Here is a 19,696-nt window from a genome sequence, read left to right on the forward strand (position 1 = left end):
GTCCGCCGTAGCGCCCGGTGTTTTCCGTGGCGCCGGGGTCGGACGGGCGCAAGGGGCGGCGGGGGCGGATGGCGCAGCAGGTGGCGAGGCGGACGACGTTTCGTGAGGTCCTCGCCGTGCCGGAGTTCCGGTGGATGTGGCTGGCCGAGCTGCTGTCGGTCTGCGGCGACCAGCTCGCACGCGTCGCGTTGTCGGTGCTGGTGTTCGACCGGACCGGTTCGGCGTTCCTGACCGGCCTGACCTACGCGTTGACCTACGCGCCGTCGCTGCTCGGCGGGATCCTGTTCAGCGGCCTGGCCGATCGCTTCCCGCGGCGCGCCGTCCTGGTGGGCGTGGACGTCTGGCGGGCGGCGCTGATGGCCGTCGTCGCCGTGCCCGGCGTGCCGATGTGGTCGATGGGCCTGCTGGTGGCCGGGGTGTCGATGGCCAACCCGCTGGCCAAGTCGGCCCAGCTCGCGCTGCTGCCGCAGGTGCTGCCCGACGAGGGGTTCGTCGTGGGTATGGCGCTGCGCAACGTCACGATCCAGTCGGCGCAGCTGGCCGGCTTCGCCGGTGGCGGCCTGCTCGTCGCCGCGCTCAGCCCGCGCGCCAGCCTCGCGCTCGACGCGGCCACGTTCGTGTGCTCGGCGCTGTTGCTCCGCTGTGGACTCGCCGACCGGCCGGCCGCCGGTGGGGCCGCGCAGTCGATGGGTGCGCGGCTGCGGGCGGGCGCCCGGCTCGCATTCGCCGCGGCGGCGCCGCGCACGTTGATCAGCTTCACGTGGCTCGCCGGTCTGCTGCCGGTCTACGAGGGCCTTGCCGCGCCGTACGCCGCGTCGCTGGGTGGCGGATCCACGGCGGTCGGCCTGATCCTGGCCGCCGACCCGCTCGGCAGCGTGATCGGCGCGCTGGTCTTCGCCCGCTGCGTGCCCGAACGCCACCGCGCCGGGCTGATCGGGCCGCTGACGGTGTTGTCCGCCGTGCCCCTGCTCGGTTGTCTGCTGCACCCGGGCCTGGCCGTGTCGATCGTGCTGTTCGTGGTGACCGGTGGGCTCGGCACCGCCGCGCTCATGCAGGCGACGGCGTCGTTGATGCTCGCCGCGCCCGACGAGTCGCGCGGGCAGTTGATGGGCTTGTCCAACGCCGGGCTGACCACCGTGATGGGGGTGGCGCCGTTCGCCGCGGGTGCGCTCGCGACCTGGCTCGGCGCGCCGAACACGGTTGCCGTGGTCGGCCTGGCCGGGCTGGTGCTGGCGGTCCCGCTGACGGTGGTGTGGCAGCGCGTCCGGCCGACGATGGCGGTCGTGGAGGGCTGACCGCACCCATTCTGTTCCGATCGATCGCCGCGACCGGCGAGGCGCTCGCGGCGCAGACGTCGAACGGGCGTCTGTTGCATCGCGGTGCCCGCGTTGTCCGTCGCCGAGGGTGGGTGTCCTTTTCGGACGCCGCGCGCGAGGGCGGAGTTCGGCGCGAACCCCCAGCAGCGCGAGCACCAGCGTCCGCGCGCGCCCGATCAGTAGTGCACGCGAGCCATCACGGCGCGGTGGTCGGAGTAGTCGCGGTCGGTGCGGTCCGAACCGGTGGCGGCCTGGTCCGCGGCATCGCCCTCGTCGAAGGTGATGGTGTGGAAGTGGTCGACCACGGGCAGCCCACCGGTCTTGCGCGCGAACAGGAAGTCGATGCGCCGGTCGCCCCCGATGGTCCAGTTGCCGGCGAGGCAGCTCTTGCTGCCACCGCACGCCGTGTAGGCCGCGTCGCGGTAACCGAGGCTGCCGCCCAGGTCCCCGTTGAGCAACGTGTACCAGGGCCGGAACGAGCCGCTGTCGGCGACGTCGGTGACGTTGTGGTCGCCCGCGAAGATCAGCAAGCTGCCGCCGTAGCCGTCCTCGGTCATCTCGGCGGCCACCTCGCGGGCGTTGGACTCCGAGCAGTCCACGCCACCGCCCGACGCTGCGGTCGGCCAGTGCACCGACGCCACCGTCAGGTCCTTGTTCGCGATCTTGTCGTGCAGCCTGACCTTGACCGCGACCGTGCGTGCCTGGTCGTTGTTGGCGCACGTACCGGACTCGTCGCTCTGCGCCTGCCACGTCTTCGACGCCAGGCCGAGGTCGGTGAACCGGGCCTTGCGGTAGATCACGGCATTGGTCTGGTGGTCCTTCGGCGGCCCGCACGGGCTGTTCATGGCCGCGGGCGAGGGATCGGCGATCACGCCCGCGTAGGCCTCGCCGAGGTCGTTGCTCAGCCTGCTGACGTAGGAGTTCAGCTGGGTCTGGTCGCTGATCTGCTGGACGGTGAAGATGTCCGGCTTCAACGGCGCGCGCTGGATGTAGTAGACGAGGTCCTGCCAGTCGCCCGGGCAGGCGAGGTCCACCGTCGGCAGGTTCTCCAGGTTGTTGTCGAAGACCTGCACGAAGGACGGATCGTTGTTGGCCACGGCAGCGGCGGCGACCCGAGCGGGGGACCCGTCGGCCGTGCCGGCCAGGACCGCGCCGACCGCCGTGACGGCGACGGCCACCGTGATGCCAACTTTCGCCCTCATAGCGCGCATGTTGGTAAGTAGATCACGGAACCGACCCGGCGCCAATGGTCTCAGTAGGCGACCAGTTCGCTGTCCGACTCCTGGGCTCCGCCGGCGTCTCGCGGGGTCGCGCCGCGGCGGACCTTGCCACCGAGTTCGATGGTCTGGCTGATCCAGAACACCGCGAACTCGGCGATCAGCGACGCCTCGAGCACGAGCAGCCAGTGGCCGAACCCGGCGGCCCGCAGCGCGAACAGCACGCCCGCGGTGATCAGCATGGCCGCGGCGATCGCGGTGTACCGGTTCCTGAGCAGATCGCCAATGCCGAGTTCGCCGGATTTGTGCCGCGCGAAGCCGACGGCATTCACGATGACGACCGCCAGGACGCCAGCGAAGAACAAGATGGCGGCGAACGCGTGCGCGTTCTTCATGAAGTTCTCGAAGCTGGTGAGGACGAACACGGCCAGTCCGACGAGGATGAGCGTGTTGACCGTCAGCAGCACCTTGGCGGTGCGGCTGTTGAGTTGCAGGACCTTGAGCGCCCGCACGATGACCACCGCGATCAGGCCGGCGATGAGCAACGCGAGCACGTTCTGCTTCACCGCGTCGGTCAGTTCGTCGGACGTCGGGACGTTGCTCACGGTGCAGGTGTTGTCCACGCCCGTCGGCACGAAGGCCACCATGACGGCCATGTAGCCGGCGTAGTCCAGCAGCAGGTTCTCGATTTCGGTGTTGCCCGAATAGATGATCAGGCAGGTCCCGACGGCGCAGAGGGTGCCGACGAACACGGCACGCGCCGAGGTGTAGTAATACGCGCTGAGCGAATGCTGCAGGCAGGCCGGATTGGCGGCCAGCGCCTGGATGACGACCGCGAGGAACAGCATCACGACGAGCAGGAGGATGCCCAGCCGCAGGCCGAGGTAGGTCTGCCGGATGATGGCGCCGGTGTCGGCGTTGCCCGTGGCTCCACGATCGGCCATTCGTACCTCCCACACGCGCGTCGGACGCAGAGGAAGCGACAATCCACGGAGAAGTATCCCATTGCGGCGGGCCGGTGGCGATGCACCGATCGGGGGTCGCATTCGCCGGGCCGGGGTCGTCGGCACCGTGCGGTACCGGTCAGGGAAATGGCCACGTCCGCCGTGACGGTCCACATCGGACGTCCACTCAGGCCGCCGGCGATAGCCGCGATGGCAGCGGCCTCGTCGATCAGGAGTCGCCACGGCGCTAGCATGCCGACATGGGGGCTTGGCGCGAGAGCGAGATCCACGACCAGCACGGCCGCACGGTCGTGATCACCGGCGCGAACTCGGGGCTTGGCCTGCGCGCGGCGACGGTCCTCGCGGCCAAGGGCGCCCGGGTGATCCTCGCCTGCCGGTCCCGGCAGCGCGGTGAGCGCGCCGCGGCGGCGGTCGGCGGCGAGCTCGTCCTGCTGGACCTCGCCGACCAGGACCGCGTGCGGTCGGCCGCGGCGGACATCCGGGACCGCACGGGCGACCGGGTCGACCTGCTGATCAACAACGCGGGCATCCCTGCCGGTCGGCTGCGGCGCACCGCCGCCGGACACGAATCCATCCTCGCCACCAATCACCTGGGGCACGCGGCGCTGACGTGGCTGCTGATGCCCGCGCTGCGGGCCGGCGACTCGGCTCGCGTCGTGGCCGTGTCGAGCATCGCCCACCGCGGCAAGGGTTTCGACGTCGACGACCTCGGCTTCGAGCGCCGCCGGTTCCGGATGGCGCACGCCTATGCGCAGTCCAAGCTGGCGGTGCTGATGTTCGCGCTGGAACTGCAGGAACGCCTGCGGGCCGAGGGTTCTCCCGTGCTGAGCGTGGCCGCGCACCCCGGGTTCACCGGTACGGAAATCGCCGCCGCCGGCGCCCGTAACCAAGGGCTCGGCGCCGTGGCACGACCGCTCAACGCACTGACGAAGGCGGTGTCCCAGTCGGTGCCCGAGGGCACCATCCCCGTGCTGTACGCGGCGACCGCCCCCGACGTGCTGGGCGGCGGCTACTACGGGCCGCGGAAGTTCGGCGAGTTCTTCCGGGGCGTCGGCCCGGCCCGCGTCGATCCACGGGCGCAGGACCGGACGCTGCGCACGCGACTGTGGGACCGCACCGCCGAGCTGACCGGCGTCCGCCCGGACCCCGCCTGACCCCCGCGCGGCACGCGCGACGGTGTTTGCCGGCTGAGGTGGCGTAGCAGGCTGCCCTCGGTCGTGGGGGAAACGAGTTGCCACCCAGTGATCGAATACGGCGGCGTCGATCGGTGCCGGCCGCAGAAGTAATACGCGGTGATAACGCTGTGATAGGGCCCGAGGGTCAACTGAACTCGATCGTGCCCGCAGATTGCCCGCTGGGGAGGGTGAGCGTGAAGTTCCGCATTCTCGGTCCGCTGGAGATCACCGGTCCACTCGGCCCGGTCGCCCTCCCGCCCCGCCAGCGGGTGGTGCTGGCCACGCTGTTGCTCGAGCCCAACCGCCTGGTCATGGTGGATCGCCTGGTCGAGGCGGTGTGGGACGCCGAACCGCCGTCCACCGCCCGCGATCAGATCCGCATCTGCATCAGCGCGATCCGCCGGTCGCTGGCCGCGGCGGGACTGGCCGATTCGATCGTGACCCGCTCGCCGGGCTACTCCATTCGGTGTGCCGACGACGAACTCGATCTGCTGGCATTCGACAAGTTGGTGACGGCCGGGCGAAAAATGCTGGCGCTGCGCCAGGAATCGGCGGCCGTCGATCAATTCGAGCAGGCGCTGCGATTGTGGCGCGGTGCGCCGCTGGCCGGCGCCGGCCGGGTGGTGGAGTCCGGCGCCGTCGTGCTGGCCGAACGCCGGCTGACCGTGCTGGAGGAGTGCGTCGACCTCAAGCTGCGGCTGGGCGACGAGCACGAACTGGTCGGCGAACTGGCCGAAGTGGTGGCGGCCAACCCGTTCCGGGAACGGCTGCGCGCCCAGCTCATGACCTGCCTCTACCGGACGGGGCGGCGGGTCGAGGCGCTGGACGTGTTCCGCATCGGTCGCGAGTTGTTCGTGGAGGCTCTCGGGCTCGAGCCCGGTGACGAACTGCGCGGCCTGCAACGCATGATCCTGGCCGGCACCACGGAAGCCGACGCCCGCCCGGCGCGACCCGTGGCCGCTCCGGCGGCCGTCCCGCGTTTGCTGCCGGCGCCGGCCGGCGACTTCACCGGCCGCGGCGAGCAGCTTGCCAAGGCTCGGCAACGGTTGCAGGAGAGCCCGATCGGCCAGGGCGTCCGGGTGGTCCTGCTGTCCGGCCGGGCCTGGTCGGGCAAGACCACGCTTGCCGTCCACTTGGCACACTCGATGTGCGACACGTTCACCGACGGCCAGCTGTTCGTGCCGCTGGGCGGTACGACCGGCCGGTTGATCGAGCCGGTCGACGCCCTGGACCGGTTCCTGCGCGCCATGGGCGTCGCGGCGGACGCTGTGCCCGACAGCGTGGACGAGTGCGCGGAGATGTACCGGAACCTGCTGTCCGACCGGAAGGTCCTGGTGGTCCTGGACGACGCGGCCGACGAACGGCAGGTGCGGCCGCTGCTACCCGGCAGTCCGAGTTGCGCGGTGCTGGTGACCAGCCGCGCGCCGATGACGGCGTTGCCCGGCGCGAGCCGGATCGAGGTGGGACGGCTGCCGGGCGCCGAGTCCGTCGCACTGCTGACGAAGGTCATCGGCGTGGAGCGGGTCCGGGGCCAGGCCAAGGACCTGCGCCGCCTCGCCGAGTTGTGCGGCGGCGAGCCGTTCACCCTGCGGCTGGCCGGCGCGCGGCTGGACGCCAGACCGGACTGGTCGGTCCGCACCCTGATCGAACGGCTGACCGACGAGCGCCGGCTGCCCAAGGAGCTGTCGCACGTGGCAGGCGATGCGGTCGGCGCGATTTCCCAGTCCTACGACGGCCTCGCGCCCTTCGCCCGCCGGCTGCTGCGCCGGCTGACCCTGCTGGGCTCGGTGCGGTTCTCGGGCCGGATCTGCGCACCCCTGCTGGACGCCGACGAGGTCCAGGCCGAGGACGCGTTGGACGAACTGGTCGACGCCGGCCTGCTCGACGTGGTGCGGGTGACCGGCGATCCGGCGCCGTTCCGCCTGACCGGTCTGGTCCGGGCCTTCGCCCGCAGCCGGCTGACCGTCGAGGATCGCCCGACGGAGCGGGTCGCGGCGCTGCGCCGGGTCCTGGACCACCCGCACGAGTGCTTGCCGGTCGAACGCTGGCTGCTGACGGCCAGCCTGCGCCGCACCCTCGCGCTGAGCTCGTGATCGGCCGCTACCGGTGCGCCAGGGCGCCGGAGACCAGGTCGCCCGCCGGGGCCGACGTGGGGTCGGTGCCGAGGTGGTTGATCCGGTTCGCCTCGTCCACGAAGACAACCCGCGGCTGGACCGCTTTGGCGTCCTCGTCGGCCACGTAGGCGTACGCGATGATGATCACCAGGTCGCCGGGACTGATCAGCCGGGCCGCCGCGCCGTTGATGCCGATCACCCCGCTGTCCACCGGCCCCTCGATCACGTAGGTCGACAACCGGTTGCCGTTGTTGATGTCGACGATGTCGACCTGCTCGCCGGGGAGCAGGTCGGCGGCGGCCATGAGGTCCGCGCTGACCGTGACGGAGCCGACGTAGTGCAGGTCGGCCTGGGTCACGGTGGCCCGGTGGATCTTGGATTTCATCATCGAGCGGTACATGGCGATCCTTTCTCGGTGGGGGTGAGGTGGAGCCCCACCTCGGCGACGAAGTCGGCGAGCACCGGGTGGTCGAACAACAGCCGCATCGGCAGCCGGACTTCGATCCGGCGTTGCAGGTGCGTCATCACGCGTGCGCCGGCCAGCGAGTGCCCGCCCAGCGCGAAGAAGTCGTCGCTCGGGCCGATCCCGTTCTGGCGCAACACCTTCTCCCACACCTCGGTCACCACGGCACCCAGCTCGGTGTCGAACTCGCTGGCGAACTCGCTGTCGAACTCGGCGACTGGTGCGGCCACTTCCGGCGTGCCCGGCCGGTCCTGCGCCACGACCAGTTCACCCGGCCGGACCGCGGTGAGCGGCTCGCCGGCGGCCAGCTGCGCCAGCAACGCGGCGAAGTGGCGCTGCATGACCTCGATCGTGGCGGCCGCGAGGTGTTCGGAGTTGAACTGCCAGATCGCGTGCTCGGTGTCGCCGTCCTTGCGGATGGTCAGCACCAGGTCGACCGGCACCGGCAGGCTGGCCAGGGGCAGCGGTTCGATCCGCAGCTCGCCGAGGTCCACCGGCTCCCGGGCCACGTCGGAGTACTCGATCATCACGTTCACCAGCGGCACCCGGCCGGCGTTGCGGTCGGGTGCGAGGTGCTCGACCACGCGGTCGAACGGCACCTGCTGGTTGGCGTATGCGTCCAGCACAACGCGCCGGGTGCGGTCCAGCAGTTCCGGCACGTCCGGGTCCCCGGACAGGTCGAGCCGCAGTGCCACGGTGTTGATGAAGTACCCGACCACGTCCTCGATCTCGACCTGGTCGCGGTTGGCCATCAGGCTGCCGAGCACCAGGTCGGTCATGCCGCTGTAGTGCGACAGCTGGGTGGCGAACGCGGCGGTCAGCACCATGAACAGCGACGTGTTGCGCGCCTGGCCCAGTTCGGTCAGCCGGGCCAGCACCCCGGCGTCCATCGGCTGGATCAGCCGGCCGGCCTGCCTGGTCGCCGGTCGGTGCCCGGGTAGCCGCACGAGGGGCGGCCGGTCGGCCAGCGTGTCGCGCCAGAACCCCAGCTGGCGGTCCATCTCGCCGCCGAGCAACCAGTCCCGTTGCCATTGCGCGAAGTCCGCGTACCGGATCGCCGGCTCGGGCGGGAGCTCGGTTTCGTTGCACAGGGCGGAATAGAGCGCGATGAAGTCGCGGTGCAGGACGCGCATCGACCACGCGTCGCACGTGAGGTGGTCCAGGGTGAGGACGAGGACGTGGTCGGTTTCGCCGAGGCGGAACAGGTTCGCCCGTCCGACCGGACCGTTCACCAGATCGAACTGCCGCCGAAGCTCCACATCGGACGCTTCCTTGAGGGCGGCGGCGGGATCGGGGACGCCGGTCAGATCGTCCAGGTCGACCTCCCACGGCAGGTCGTCGTGGATGACCTGCAGCAACTCGCCGTCGCTGGTGTCGAACGTGGTGCGCAGCACCTCGTGGCGTTGCGTCAACGCGATCAGCGCGCGTTCGAGCACGTCGAGGTCCAGCCGGCCGGTCAGCCGCAGGCCCAGCTGGCAGTTGTAGGTGGCCGACCCGTGTTCGAGCTGTTCGAGGAACCACATGCTCTCCTGGGCGAAGGACGCCCGGGCCGCGAACGTGCCGGTCTTCATCGCATGGTCTCCAGGCGTTGCGCCAGCGTCCTGCGGTTGAGCTTGCCCGACAGGGACAGCGGCAGGGTGGTGACCCGGACCAGCCGGGTCGGGATCATGTGCTGGGGCAGGACTTCGCGCAGCCGGGCGCGCACGGTCTCGTCGTCGGCAGCGGCGTCGTCGGGGCCGGCCGGCACGTACCCGGCCACCAGGATCGATTCGCCGGCCGAGGTCGTCTGGACCACGGTGCCGGCACTGGCGATCTCCGGCAGCCCGCGCAGCGCGGCGTCCACCTCGCCCAGTTCGATCCGGAAGCCCCGGACCTTGACCTGGTCGTCCTTGCGGCCCAGGAACCGCAGCTCTCCGTCGGTGCCCAGCACGGCGTGATCACCACTGCGGTACCAGACGTCGCCGTCGTCCAGGACCACGAACCGGTCCGCTGTCAGCTCCGGTTTGCCGAGGTAGCCCGCCGAGACACCGGCGCCCGCGATGTACACCTCGCCCTCGCGGGCCGGTCGCCGGTGCTCGTCCAGCACGCGGACTCGCAAGTGCGGCAAGGGAATGCCGATCGGGGTGCCCGGCTCGCCGCGATCGGCCACCAGGGCACGGTCAAGGTTCTTCCAGGACACGTAGACGGTGGTCTCGGTCGGGCCGTACATGTTCACCAGCTGGGCGTTGGGCGCGACGTCGAGGTCGTACCAGGTGCCGATCGCCTCCCGGCCGATCGGCTCACCGCAGAACACCACCTCACGCAGCCGCGGCATGGCCACCGGCCGCTCGGCGAGTTCGGTCACGAAGTTGGCGAAGATGGACGGCACGATCGTCGCCCGTGTGACGCCGTGGGCGGCGAACAGGTCCGCCAGCGCGTTGGCGTCGTGGGTGGCGGCCACCGGAACCACCACACAACTTCCGCCGGAAAGCAGCGGGCGCCACATCTCCCAGACGCTCAGGTCGAAGTTGGCCGAGTGGAACACGCTGGACACGTCGTCGGGCAGGCACGGCATCACCTCGGCGGCGGCGTCCAGCAGGGCGAGCAGATTGCGGTGCCGGACCACGACGCCCTTGGGGTTGCCGGTCGTGCCGGAGGTGTAGATCACGTAGGCGGTGTCGTGGGGCACGTCGTCGCGGCGGCCGTCGTGGCCGGTGGCCTCGATCCGCAGCCCGGCGGTGATCAGGTGCGACACCGTGGCGTCGGCACTGATGTAGTCCCGCCGGGTGGCCGGGTAGCTGGGGTCGATCGGGACGTATCCGCAGCCGTGCAACCAGGTGCCCAGCATCGCCGCGATCATGTGCCAGCCGCGGGGCACGGACATCCCGACGAGCGTGCCGGGCCGGATGTCCTCGGCGGCCAGCCGGTCGGCGACGTCCTGCGCGGCCGCCGCCAGGGCGGCGTAGGTGATCGTGGTGTCGCCGTCGACGACGGCGGGGCGGTCGGGCGTACGGTCGGCCCACGCCAGGAACCGGTCGGCGCACGACACGGAAACGGTGCTGGTCACTGTTCCGCCTCTCCGGATTTTCCGAGTGTGGTCGCGCTGGGCCGGCAACGGTCGGTCCGCGATGGGCCCGTGGCCGGGTTGCGTCCCGTTCCCCTTGGCCTCAGCAGGGAGCCACGCAAGCCGCGGGCACCGCAACGAGCCGAGGTCGACACGAGAGGTGTCACCACTGTTCCTCCCTGGCTATCGGTTTGTTCTGGCCGAGTGGAAACGCCACGTGTATCGAAGCCGTATCGAATTTCTTTTGCTTGACGCGCCGTTCGGGCGGTGTTCATAGTAATTGTCATGAGAGCTGCCTGGAATCTCCTCGCACGCAACCGGAACTACCGGCTTCTGGTGACCGCGCACCTGATTTCAGCGGGCGGGGACTGGATTCTCGGTGTCGGAATGACCTTCATCGTCTATCGCCTCACCGGGTCCGCGCTGGCCTCCGGGACGATGCTGTTGATGTCCTTCCTGCCGCAATTCCTGCTGGGTTCGGTGGGCGGTGTGTTCGCCGACCGGTGGGACCGGCGGCGCACGATGATCATCACCAACGCGCTGCTGGCCGCCTCCCTGTTGCCGCTGCTGCTGGTGCACGATCCGGACCAGGTCTGGCTGCTGTACGTCGCCGTGTTCGTCGAAGGCGCCATCGCGCAGTTCTTCGCGCCGGCCGAGGCCGCCATGGTCGCGACGGTCGTGCCGGAGCGGGACCTGGTCGCTGCCAACGCACTCAACGGCCAGACCCAGCAGCTCGCCCGCCTCGGCGGTGCGGGGCTGGGGGGCGCGATCGCGGCCGCGAGCGGTCTCACCGCACTGGTGCTGGTGGACGTCACGACCTACGCCCTCGCCACGGTGCTCGTCGCCATGATCACCGTCGCGAAGAAGCCGGCGCCGGCCGAGCCGGTCACCAAGGTCAGCCTGGGGTTGCGCGCCGAATGGCTGGACGGCCTGCGGCTGTGCCTGACTCGCCGGGACCTCTCGACGTTGCTGGTGTACCGGGTGTTGTCCGGGCTCGGCGAGGGGATCTTCGGCGTGCTGCTGGCGCCGCTGGTCGTCGGCGTGCTGCAGGCCAGCGGTGGCGAGTACGGCTTCGTCGTGGCGATGCAGGCGATCGGCGGCGTGGCGGGCGGGCTGGCCGTGGCCGCGCTGAGCCACCGGATCGCGCCGACGAAGCTGCTCGGCTACGGCGTGCTGGTTTTCGGCGCGCTCGATCTCGCGATCGCCGTGTACCCGCTCGCGCTACCGATGCTGTGGCCGACGTTCGTGCTGATCACCGTGGTCGGCCTGCCCGCCGCCGGCGTGGTGGCCTCCTTCAACAGCCTGCAGCAGCTCTGGACGCCCGACGAGTACCGCGGCCGGGTCTTCGGCGCGATCAGTGCGGGCTGGGCGGTGGCGGTCAGTGCCGGCACGGTGCTCGCCGGCTTCCTCGGCGACGAGGTGGGCATCATCCCCGTGCTCGCCGTCCAGGGCGTCATCCACCTCCTGCTGGCGCCGTTCGTGCTGGTCCGGTGGAGCCGCAAACCCGATGCCGTGCCGGCTGTCCTGGTCGCCGAGGGGAGCGTCGGATGAGCGTCCCGCTGACCGGCGTCGGCGTGTCGTTCGGCACGTTCGGCGAGCTGATGCAGGGCGCGTTACCCGGCAAGGACACCGATTTCCTGGTCACGCTGCCGATCGCGCGCTGGTCCACCGCGGAGATCACCCTGGTCCCTGGCGACGGGCCGCTCCGGGTCGATCCGCCGGACCGGCACAAGGCGCTGCGGCTGGCGGAACTGGTGCTCGCCCGCTTCGGCGTGCGCGGCGGCGGTCTGCTGACCGTGGCCAGCGACCTGCCGGTGGGCAAGGGGATGGCCAGTTCGTCGGCCGACCTGGTGGCCACCATGCGTGCGGTCGCCGACGCGCTGGGCACGTCGGTGTCGCCGAGGGCCACCGAGGACCTGTTGCGGCTGATCGAGCCGACCGACGGGCTGATGTACCACGACACGGTCGCCTTCTACCACCGCCGGGTGCGGCTGTGCCGGCAGCTGGGTTCGTTGCCGCCCATGACGATCGTCGGCGTCGACGAGGGCGGCCAGGTGGACACGGTCGACTTCAACGCCTTCCGCGGCGCCATCACGCCGGCCGAACGCCGGGAGTACGCCCGGCTGCTGGACCGGCTGGCGGTCGCGCTGCCCGCCGGTGATCTCGCCACGGTGGGCGCGGTCGCCACCCGCAGTGCCGTGCTGAACCAGGCACGCTGCCCGAAACCCCACCTCGACCAGGTGCTGGACGTCTGCCGCCAGGTCGGTGCGTTGGGTGTCGCCGTGGCGCACAGCGGCACGATGGCGGGCATCCTCGTCGTCAAGTCCGATCCCGACCACGCCCGCAAGGTGGCCGACGCGGTCGACGGCTGCGCGGGGCTGGGGCCGGTCTCGGTGGACGAGACCCTGGAATTCGCGCCGAAGCCGCACGAAGAAGTTCCGGCGGCACGAGTATCCGTTAAATAGCCGGTCGATACACCGCGGTCGCAGGATCGTGGTCAGTGAAAAGGTGACCCGCGGCCGAAGCGGCCGCCGCTCGCCGATTTATTCGAAAGGTCCCGCGATGAGTTCCAAATTCCCCGGAGAACCGTGGGCGTCGGTCGTCGACTTGTTCGAGGCCAGGGTGGCCGCCGCGCCCGATTCGATCGCCGTGGTGGACGCGGACGGCACCCGACTGTCCTATCAGGACGTCAATGCCGCCGCCAACCGGCTGGCTCGTCACCTCAAGGCACGCGGCGTCGGGCCGGAGGTACGAGTGGCGTTGGTGCTGCACCGGTCGGCCCGCCTCGTGGTCGCACTGCTCGCGGTGCTCAAGGCCGGTGGCACGTACGTCCCGGTCGATCCGGAGAACTCCGACCACCGCATCGGCCACGTGTTCGCGAACTCGGCACCCGTGCTGACGCTGACCACCGACGACCTGGTGCACAGGTTGCCCTCGGGCGCGGCGCACCTGCTCGTGGACGCCCCCGAGATCGCCGAGCAGCCGGCCGACGACCTGCCTTGCGAGGTCGTGGCGGACAACACGCAGTACGTCATCTACACGTCCGGCTCGACCGGCACGCCCAAGGGTGTCGCGGTCTCGCACGGCAACGTCGTCCGGCTGTTCACCGCGACCGCGGCGACGTTCGGGTTCGGCCCGGCGGACGTCTGGACCCTGTTCCACTCCTACTCGTTCGACTTCTCCGTCTGGGAGCTGTGGGGCGCGCTGCTCCACGGCGGGCGCCTGGTGATCGTGTCGAAGGAGACCGCCCGGTCGACGCCCGCGTTCCTGGACCTGCTCGCCGGTGAAGGCGTGACCGTGCTCAACCAGACACCGTCCGCCTTCGCCCAGCTGATGCACGCCGATCGGGAGCACCCGGCCCCGGGACTGGCCCTGCGGTACGTGATCCTGGGCGGTGAGGCGGTCGAGCCGGCGCTGCTGGCCGACTGGTACGGCCGCCACGCCGACGACGCGCCGGTGATCGTCAACGGTTACGGGATCACCGAGACGACGGTGTTCGCCACCTTCCGGCCGATGGACGAGCAGTTCGCGCGCGCCGGCAACGGCAGTTATATCGGCGACGCCATCGCGGATCTGCCCGTCCACCTGCTGGATGACGACCTGCAGCAGGTGGGAGTAGGCGTTCAAGGCGAGATCTTCATCGGCGGGGCCGGTGTGGCCCGGGGCTACCTCGGGCGGCCGGGGCTGACCGCCGAACGGTTCATGCCCGACCCGTTCGGTGTTCCCGGCGCCCGCCTGTACCGCAGCGGCGACCTCGCCCGGCACACCGCCGACGGCGAGCTCGAGTTCCTCGGCCGGGCCGACAGCCAGGTGAAGATCCGCGGCTTCCGCATCGAGCTGGGGGAGATCGAGGTCGTGGTGAGCGCCTGCCCGCTGGTGGGCCAGGCCGCGGTGGTCGTGCGCGAGGACAAGCCGGGGGACAAGCGGATCGTCGCCTACGTCGTGCCCAGCGGTGGCGCGGCGCAGGCCGGGCTGCCCGGTGCGGTGCAGCAGTTCGCGCTGGATCGCCTGCCGCACTACATGATCCCGTCGACGGTCGTCGTCATCGACGCGATTCCGTTGACCACCAACGGAAAGTTGGACACCGCGGCCCTGCCCGCGCCTGCCGTCGCCGCGGCGGACGCGCCGGAGACCGCGACCGAGCGCGCGGTCGCGCCGATCTGGGCCGACCTGTTGGAGCACGCGGCCGTCGGCCGCACGGATCACTACCTCGAGCTGGGCGGGCACTCGCTGACCGCGGCCCGGATCGTCGCCCGCGTCCGCGCCGACTTGCGGGTGGACGTGCAGGTCCGCGACATCTACGACAACCCGGTGCTCACGGACTTCGCCCGGCGCGTGGACCAACTGCGAGCCCAGGGCGCGCCGGCGCGGCCCGCGTTGCGCCGCATCGCCCGGACCGCATCGGTCGGTGGGCACTCATGACCGGCGCGCTGTCGCACCAGCAGGAACGACTGCACCTGGCGGAGAGCCTGAACTCAGGCACGTCCGCGAACAACCTCGGCTGCGTGCACTGGATCTCCGGTGCCCTGGACGTTCCGGCCCTCACGGCGGCGATCACGGAACTGCACCGGCGCCACGACATCCTCCGCACCCGCTACCCGTCCGCCGCCGCCCACGTGGTCGACCCGGCCGCCGAGCCGGCGTTGCCGGTCCAGGACCTCAGCGCGCTCACCGACCCGGCGGCCGAGGTGCGCCGGCTGCTGGACGCCTCCGTGGACGAACCGTTCGACCTGGCGGCCGCGGCGCCGATCCGCTGGTCGCTGTTCCTGCTCGGCCCCGATCGGTACGCCCTGACGTTGGTGGTGCACCACATCGCGTTCGACGCGTGGTCCAAACTGGTCCTCAACGACGAGCTCGCCGCGCTCTACGAAGGCCGGCCGCTCGACGCCGTGCCGGTCCAGTACGCGGACTACGCGGCGCGGCAACGAGATCGGACCGAGGCGCTCGACGACTGGGTCGCCCGGTTGGCCGGCGCGCCCGCCGCCACCCGGCTGCCGTTCGACCACCAGCCCTATGCCGGAACGGGCTTCGACGGCCGGGCCAGCGAGATCCCGATGGACGCCGACGTCGTCCGCCGCGCCGAGCTCCTCGGCCGGCAGGAGCACTGCTCGCTGTTCATGGTTCTGCTGGCCGCGTTCGCCGGCCTGTTGTCCCGCTATGACGGCCGGCGCGACCTGGTGGTGGGCGTGCCCACGGCCGGCCGGGACGAGCCGGAACTGGAGAGCCTCATCGGGTGCTTCATGGACACCGTGCCGTTCCGGCTCGGTTTTCCCGAAGCGCGCACCTTCCGGGACCTGCTGGCCGTGGTCCGCGACGTCACGCTGGACACCCACGACCTGCAGGCGGTTGCGCTGGGCCGGCTGATCGGCGCGGTCCGGCCCGAGCGCGAGGCCGGCCGGGAACCCTTGGTGCAGGTCGTTTTCCAGGTCCGGAACACGCCCTACGAGCCGTTGTGCCTTGCCGGGCTGGACATCACCGAAGAGGCACGCAACCCCACGGCGACCGGCCTCGACCTCAGCGTCAGCGTCGTCGAGGGCACCGGCACAGGTGGCACTGGCGGTCCGGTCGGCGTGTGGCAGTACAAGAGCGAGCTGTTCGAACCGGGCACGATCGAGCGCCTGCAACAGGACTTCGAGCGCATCGTCGAGAAGGCCGTCAGCGACCCGGACGCCCCGCTGGACACCTACCTCGTCCCGATCGCGGTGACCGGACCGGCCGCCGGGCAGCACGCGGTCACCGCCACCGGTGGTCCGATCGAGGACATGCTCCTGGCGATCTGGACCGAGGTCCTGGACGTCGACGACATCACCGCCGAGGACGACTTCTTCAAACTGGGCGGGCACTCGCTGACCGCGGGCCAGGTCATCGCCCGGATCGGTGAACTCACCGGCATCCCCACTCGTGGCCTCATGCGCGACGTCCTGCGCCACTCGGTCCTCGCGGACTTCGCCGCCGTGCTCACCGAACGGCTCGCCGAGCACGGCATCGAGTTCCCCGTCGGAACCCGGCGCGAAAGCCGGATCCCGCTGTTCGACCGGGACCAGCCGCTGCCGTTGTCGCCGGCCCAGAAACGGTTGTGGTTCCTCGACCAGTTCGTCACCGACAGCTCCTCCTACTTCGTGCCGGTCGTGCTGCGCCTGCAGGGCACCCTGGACGTGCCGGCGCTGCGGCGGGCGCTGGCCGGGATCGTCGAGCGGCACGAGGTGCTGCGCACCAGTGTGGTCGTGCACGACGACGAACCGGTCGGCCTGATCCAGCCGGTGAGCCGGTTCGACCTCGAGGTCGTCGACGTCGAGGGCGACCTGGCGGACGCCATCGCGGCCGAGACGTTCCGGCCGCTGGACCTGGCCGCGGGCCTGCCGATCCGCGCGACCCTGCTGCGGATCGCCGACGAGGACGCCGTGCTGTGCCTGACCGTGCACCACATGGCGTTCGACGGCGGCTCGCTCGACGTGCTGTTCGACGAGTTGGCGCAGCTCTACCGCGGCGCAACCCTGCCCGCGCTGGCGGTCCAGTACGCCGACGTCGTCGCCCACCAACTGTCCCTTCAGGACACTCCGGAATTCGCGCGGAAGCTGGACTTCTGGCGCGACGAGCTGACCGGCACGCAGGCGTTCGAGCTGGCGCCGGATCTGCCGAGGCCCGCCAAGCGGACCGGGTACGGCGTGTTGCACCCGTTCGCCGTGCCCGAGGACGTGACCCGGCGGCTGGAGGAGATCGCCGGCCGGCACGGCGTCACGCTGTTCATGACCGTGCTCGCGGCCTGGCGGACGCTGATGCACCGCTACACCGGCCAGGACGAGATCCTGCTCGGCACGCCCGCCGCCGAGCGGGACTCCACCGAGTCCGAGGCGTTGATCGGGTTCTTCATCAACATGCTGGTGCTGCGCGGCGACCTCGGCGGCGACCCGAGCTTCGGTGAACTGCTCGACCGCACCCGGGAAAACACGCTGGAGGCGTACGCGCACCAGGATGTGCCGTTCGACCGGCTGGTGGAGGAGCTGGCGCCGGACCGGGACCCGTCCAGGACCCCGTTCTTCCAGACCGTGGTCAAGGCCGGCAACGCCACGCCGCGGCTGCCGGAGTTGCCCGGCCTGGTCGTGACGCAGCTGTCCGGACCGCCGATCCCGGCCAAGTACGACCTCGAGGTCGACGTCAACCGGGTGGCCGACGGCATGGTGGGCGAGCTGACCTACGACACCGGCCTGTACCGGCCCGCCACGATCGCCCGGCTGGCCGGGCACTTCACCACCCTGCTGGCCGCGATCGCGGCCGCGCCGGACGAGCCGATCAGCCGGCTACCCCTGTCCGGCCAGGCCGAACACGAGCAGGTCCGGGCCTTGACCGCACGCCGCCCGATCGCCGTCCCCGCGCTCGCGTTGCACGAATTGTTCGAGGCGCAGGCACAGCGGACGCCGGACGCGGTGGCGGTGGTGCACGGCGCGCGCCGGATCACCTACGCCGAGTTGGACGGCTGGGCCAACGCGATCGCCACCGAGCTTCTCGAGCGTGGCGTCGGCCCGGACGTGGTGGTCGGCGTGCTGCTGGACCGTGCACCGGAGATGGTCGCGGGGCTGCTGGGCGTCCTCAAGGCGGGCGGGGCCTACCTGCCGATCGAGACCGAGAGCCCGGCCGCGCGAGTCGCCGCGGTGCTGACCGACTCGCGGGCGCCGGTCTGCCTGGTCGGCGAGCGACTCGCCGACGTCGTCGCGGCCGCGGGTTGCCGACCGTTGACCCCGCCCGCGCAGTGCACCGGCGAAGCACCGGAAGTCGTTGTACGGCCGGACAACCTGTGCGCCGTCTACTACACGTCCGGATCGACCGGCGCGCCCAAGGGCGTCGCCTGCACCCACGGCGGGTGGGTGAACCGGATGGCGTGGATGCAGCACCAGCACCCGCTGCAGGCCGGCGAGGCCGTGCTGCACAAGACAACCCTGACCTTCGACGACGCGGCGGTGGAGATCTTCTGGCCACTGGCGGTCGGCGCCACGGTCGCCCTGATCGATCCCGGTCTGCACCGCGATCCCCAGGCGATCATCGAGGCCACGATCCGCCACCGCGCCGTGCACGTCCAGTTCGTGCCGAGCATGTTGGACCTGTTCCTGGCCGGTCTGCCCGACGCGACCGGGTTCGAGTCGCTGCGCAGCGTGCTGTCCAGTGGCGAGGCGTTGCGCCCCGAACTGGTCCGCCGGTTCCGTGAGGTGTTCGGCGACCGGGTCGTGCTCGACAACACGTGGGGCGCCACCGAGGTGTCGATCGACTCCACCTGCCGGGTCTGCCGCGCCGAGGACGGTACTGGTGACGGCGGTGCCGTGTCGGTCGGCGTGCCGATCGACAACAACGAGGTCCTGGTGCTGGACGAACGCATGGCCCAGCTGCCGATCGGGGTCGCGGGCGAACTGTGCATCGCGGGCATCGGTCTCGCCCGCGGGTATCTCGGGGATCCTCGGCGCACGGCGGAAAAGTTCGTTCCGCACCCTTACCTGGCCGGCGAACGGGTCTACCGGACCGGGGACTGGGGCCGGATGGGACCGGACGGCGCGTTGACGTTCCTGACCCGCCGCGACGACCAGGTCAAGATCCGGGGCGTCCGGATCGAGCTCGGCGAGGTCGAGCACGCGTTGCGGGCCCACCCGCAGGTGAGCGCGGCCGCCGTGATCGCCTGGGAGGCCGCGCCGGGGGACAAGCGCCTGGCCGCCTACGTGGTCGCGACCTGCTCGGTGGATGAGCTGACGCGGCACGCCAAGCAGCTGCTGCCCGGGTACGCGGTGCCGGGGTCGATCGCGCTCCTGCCGGAACTTCCCGTGCACTCCAACGGAAAGCTGAACAAGCGGGCCCTGCCGGATCCGGAGCGCCGGACCGAGCCGGAGCCGGTGTCCTGCCCACCACGCACACCGACCGAAGCGGCCGTGTGCGAGATCTGGGCCGCCGTGCTCGGTCTGCCCGCGATCGGGGTGGACGAAGACTTCTTCGCGGCCGGCGGTCACTCGCTGCTGGCCACCAGGGCGATCGCCCGGCTGCGCCAGGCGTTCACCCCGACCCTGCCCCTGACCCTCATGTTCGACCACGCCACGCCGGCCGGTGCCGCCGCGGCGATCGAAGAAGTCCTGTTCGAGGAGATCGCCGGGCTGAGCGACGAACAAGCCAGCCGGCTGCTGAGCTGAAGGAGAACACCATGACCGAGAACGAGCAGCAGTACCAGGTCGTCGTCAACGACGAGGAGCAGTACTCGATCTGGCCGGCCGGCCGGGAACTCCCGCCCGGCTGGCGGGCCGACGGCGTGACCGGCGCCAAGGAGCACTGCCTCGCGCACATCGAAGAGGTGTGGACCGACATGCGGCCGCTGAGCCTGCGCCGCCAGATGGCGTCCTGACCCCGGTCCTCATCGGCCCGACCCCAGTGA

Annotated in this window: 13 protein-coding genes; 8 read left to right on the plus strand and 5 right to left on the minus strand. The window is 71.0% G+C overall.

Features of this window, described 5'->3' with window-relative positions; genetic code table 11:
* Window positions 1–68 precede the first annotated feature (68 nt).
* Complete coding sequence (locus tag EV186_RS32275) at window positions 69–1,295, plus strand: MFS transporter (RefSeq protein WP_208115902.1); 1,227 nt, start codon at window positions 69–71, stop codon at window positions 1,293–1,295.
* Between the two features lie 197 nt (window positions 1,296–1,492).
* Here the strand turns inward: EV186_RS32275 and EV186_RS32280 are convergent, their stop codons facing one another.
* Window positions 1,493–2,518 (minus strand): exonuclease/endonuclease/phosphatase family protein, encoded by a 1,026-nt coding sequence (locus tag EV186_RS32280; protein WP_133853287.1) that lies wholly within the window; start codon window positions 2,516–2,518, stop codon window positions 1,493–1,495.
* A 50-nt stretch (window positions 2,519–2,568) separates the two neighbouring features.
* Window positions 2,569–3,720, minus strand: coding sequence for a hypothetical protein (locus EV186_RS32285; RefSeq protein WP_133853288.1), 1,152 nt, complete (start codon window positions 3,718–3,720; stop codon window positions 2,569–2,571).
* A gap of 17 nt (window positions 3,721–3,737) precedes the next feature.
* Here EV186_RS32285 and EV186_RS32290 point away from each other — a divergent pair, with 17 nt between their 5' ends.
* Complete coding sequence (locus EV186_RS32290) at window positions 3,738–4,652, plus strand: SDR family NAD(P)-dependent oxidoreductase (RefSeq protein ID WP_133853289.1); 915 nt, start codon at window positions 3,738–3,740, stop codon at window positions 4,650–4,652.
* 215 nt (window positions 4,653–4,867) lie between these two features.
* Window positions 4,868–6,766, plus strand: coding sequence for an AfsR/SARP family transcriptional regulator (locus tag EV186_RS32295; RefSeq protein ID WP_166659429.1), 1,899 nt, complete (start codon window positions 4,868–4,870; stop codon window positions 6,764–6,766).
* A 7-nt stretch (window positions 6,767–6,773) separates the two neighbouring features.
* Here EV186_RS32295 and panD read toward each other — a convergent pair whose 3' ends face one another.
* Genes panD through EV186_RS32310 form a run of 3 tightly spaced genes read right to left on the minus strand, consistent with a single transcriptional unit; the run spans window position 6,774 to window position 10,296 of the window.
* Window positions 6,774–7,187 (minus strand): aspartate 1-decarboxylase, encoded by a 414-nt coding sequence (gene panD, locus EV186_RS32300; RefSeq protein WP_133853291.1) that lies wholly within the window; start codon window positions 7,185–7,187, stop codon window positions 6,774–6,776.
* Window positions 7,172–8,821, minus strand: a complete 1,650-nt coding sequence (locus EV186_RS32305; RefSeq protein ID WP_133853292.1) for a condensation domain-containing protein — start codon at window positions 8,819–8,821, stop codon at window positions 7,172–7,174. Before EV186_RS32305 ends, panD begins: the two co-directional genes overlap by 16 nt.
* Window positions 8,818–10,296 carry an amino acid adenylation domain-containing protein gene (locus tag EV186_RS32310; RefSeq protein ID WP_133853293.1) on the minus strand — a complete coding sequence of 493 codons (1,479 nt, stop codon included), beginning with the start codon at window positions 10,294–10,296 and terminating at the stop codon, window positions 8,818–8,820. The genes EV186_RS32305 and EV186_RS32310 overlap by 4 nt, the downstream gene beginning before the upstream one ends.
* A gap of 282 nt (window positions 10,297–10,578) precedes the next feature.
* Between EV186_RS32310 and EV186_RS32315 the strand changes: the two genes are divergently transcribed.
* The 5 genes from EV186_RS32315 (at window position 10,579) to EV186_RS32335 (ending at window position 19,666) form a co-directional block, all read left to right on the plus strand.
* Window positions 10,579–11,844, plus strand: a complete 1,266-nt coding sequence (locus EV186_RS32315) for an MFS transporter (protein WP_133853294.1) — start codon at window positions 10,579–10,581, stop codon at window positions 11,842–11,844.
* Window positions 11,841–12,758, plus strand: coding sequence for a GHMP family kinase ATP-binding protein (locus tag EV186_RS32320; RefSeq protein ID WP_133853295.1), 918 nt, complete (start codon window positions 11,841–11,843; stop codon window positions 12,756–12,758). The genes EV186_RS32315 and EV186_RS32320 overlap by 4 nt, the downstream gene beginning before the upstream one ends.
* A gap of 97 nt (window positions 12,759–12,855) precedes the next feature.
* Window positions 12,856–14,715: an amino acid adenylation domain-containing protein gene (locus EV186_RS32325; RefSeq protein ID WP_133853296.1), complete on the plus strand. Its 1,860-nt coding sequence runs from the start codon at window positions 12,856–12,858 to the stop codon at window positions 14,713–14,715.
* Window positions 14,712–19,457 (plus strand): non-ribosomal peptide synthetase, encoded by a 4,746-nt coding sequence (locus tag EV186_RS32330; protein WP_133853297.1) that lies wholly within the window; start codon window positions 14,712–14,714, stop codon window positions 19,455–19,457. Before EV186_RS32325 ends, EV186_RS32330 begins: the two co-directional genes overlap by 4 nt.
* Window positions 19,458–19,468: 11 nt before the next feature.
* Window positions 19,469–19,666, plus strand: a complete 198-nt coding sequence (locus EV186_RS32335) for an MbtH family protein (RefSeq protein WP_133853298.1) — start codon at window positions 19,469–19,471, stop codon at window positions 19,664–19,666.
* Window positions 19,667–19,696 lie beyond the last annotated feature (30 nt).

Source organism: Labedaea rhizosphaerae (assembly GCF_004362825.1).
Taxonomy (GTDB): domain Bacteria; phylum Actinomycetota; class Actinomycetes; order Mycobacteriales; family Pseudonocardiaceae; genus Labedaea; species Labedaea rhizosphaerae.

Bases quoted from the DNA above. Each gene is read 5' to 3' on its own strand.
- EV186_RS32325 (WP_133853296.1), top strand. From the start codon at position 12,856: ATGAGTTCCAAATTCCCCGGAGAACCGTGGGCGTCGGTCGTCGACTTG.
- EV186_RS32305 (WP_133853292.1), bottom strand. From the start codon at position 8,821: ATGAAGACCGGCACGTTCGCGGCCCGGGCGTCCTTCGCCCAGGAGAGC.
- EV186_RS32280 (WP_133853287.1), bottom strand. From the start codon at position 2,518: ATGAGGGCGAAAGTTGGCATCACGGTGGCCGTCGCCGTCACGGCGGTC.
- EV186_RS32320 (WP_133853295.1), top strand. From the start codon at position 11,841: ATGAGCGTCCCGCTGACCGGCGTCGGCGTGTCGTTCGGCACGTTCGGC.
- EV186_RS32330 (WP_133853297.1), top strand. From the start codon at position 14,712: ATGACCGGCGCGCTGTCGCACCAGCAGGAACGACTGCACCTGGCGGAG.
- EV186_RS32315 (WP_133853294.1), top strand. From the start codon at position 10,579: ATGAGAGCTGCCTGGAATCTCCTCGCACGCAACCGGAACTACCGGCTT.
- EV186_RS32335 (WP_133853298.1), top strand. From the start codon at position 19,469: ATGACCGAGAACGAGCAGCAGTACCAGGTCGTCGTCAACGACGAGGAG.
- EV186_RS32275 (WP_208115902.1), top strand. From the start codon at position 69: ATGGCGCAGCAGGTGGCGAGGCGGACGACGTTTCGTGAGGTCCTCGCC.
- EV186_RS32290 (WP_133853289.1), top strand. From the start codon at position 3,738: ATGGGGGCTTGGCGCGAGAGCGAGATCCACGACCAGCACGGCCGCACG.
- panD (WP_133853291.1), bottom strand. From the start codon at position 7,187: ATGTACCGCTCGATGATGAAATCCAAGATCCACCGGGCCACCGTGACC.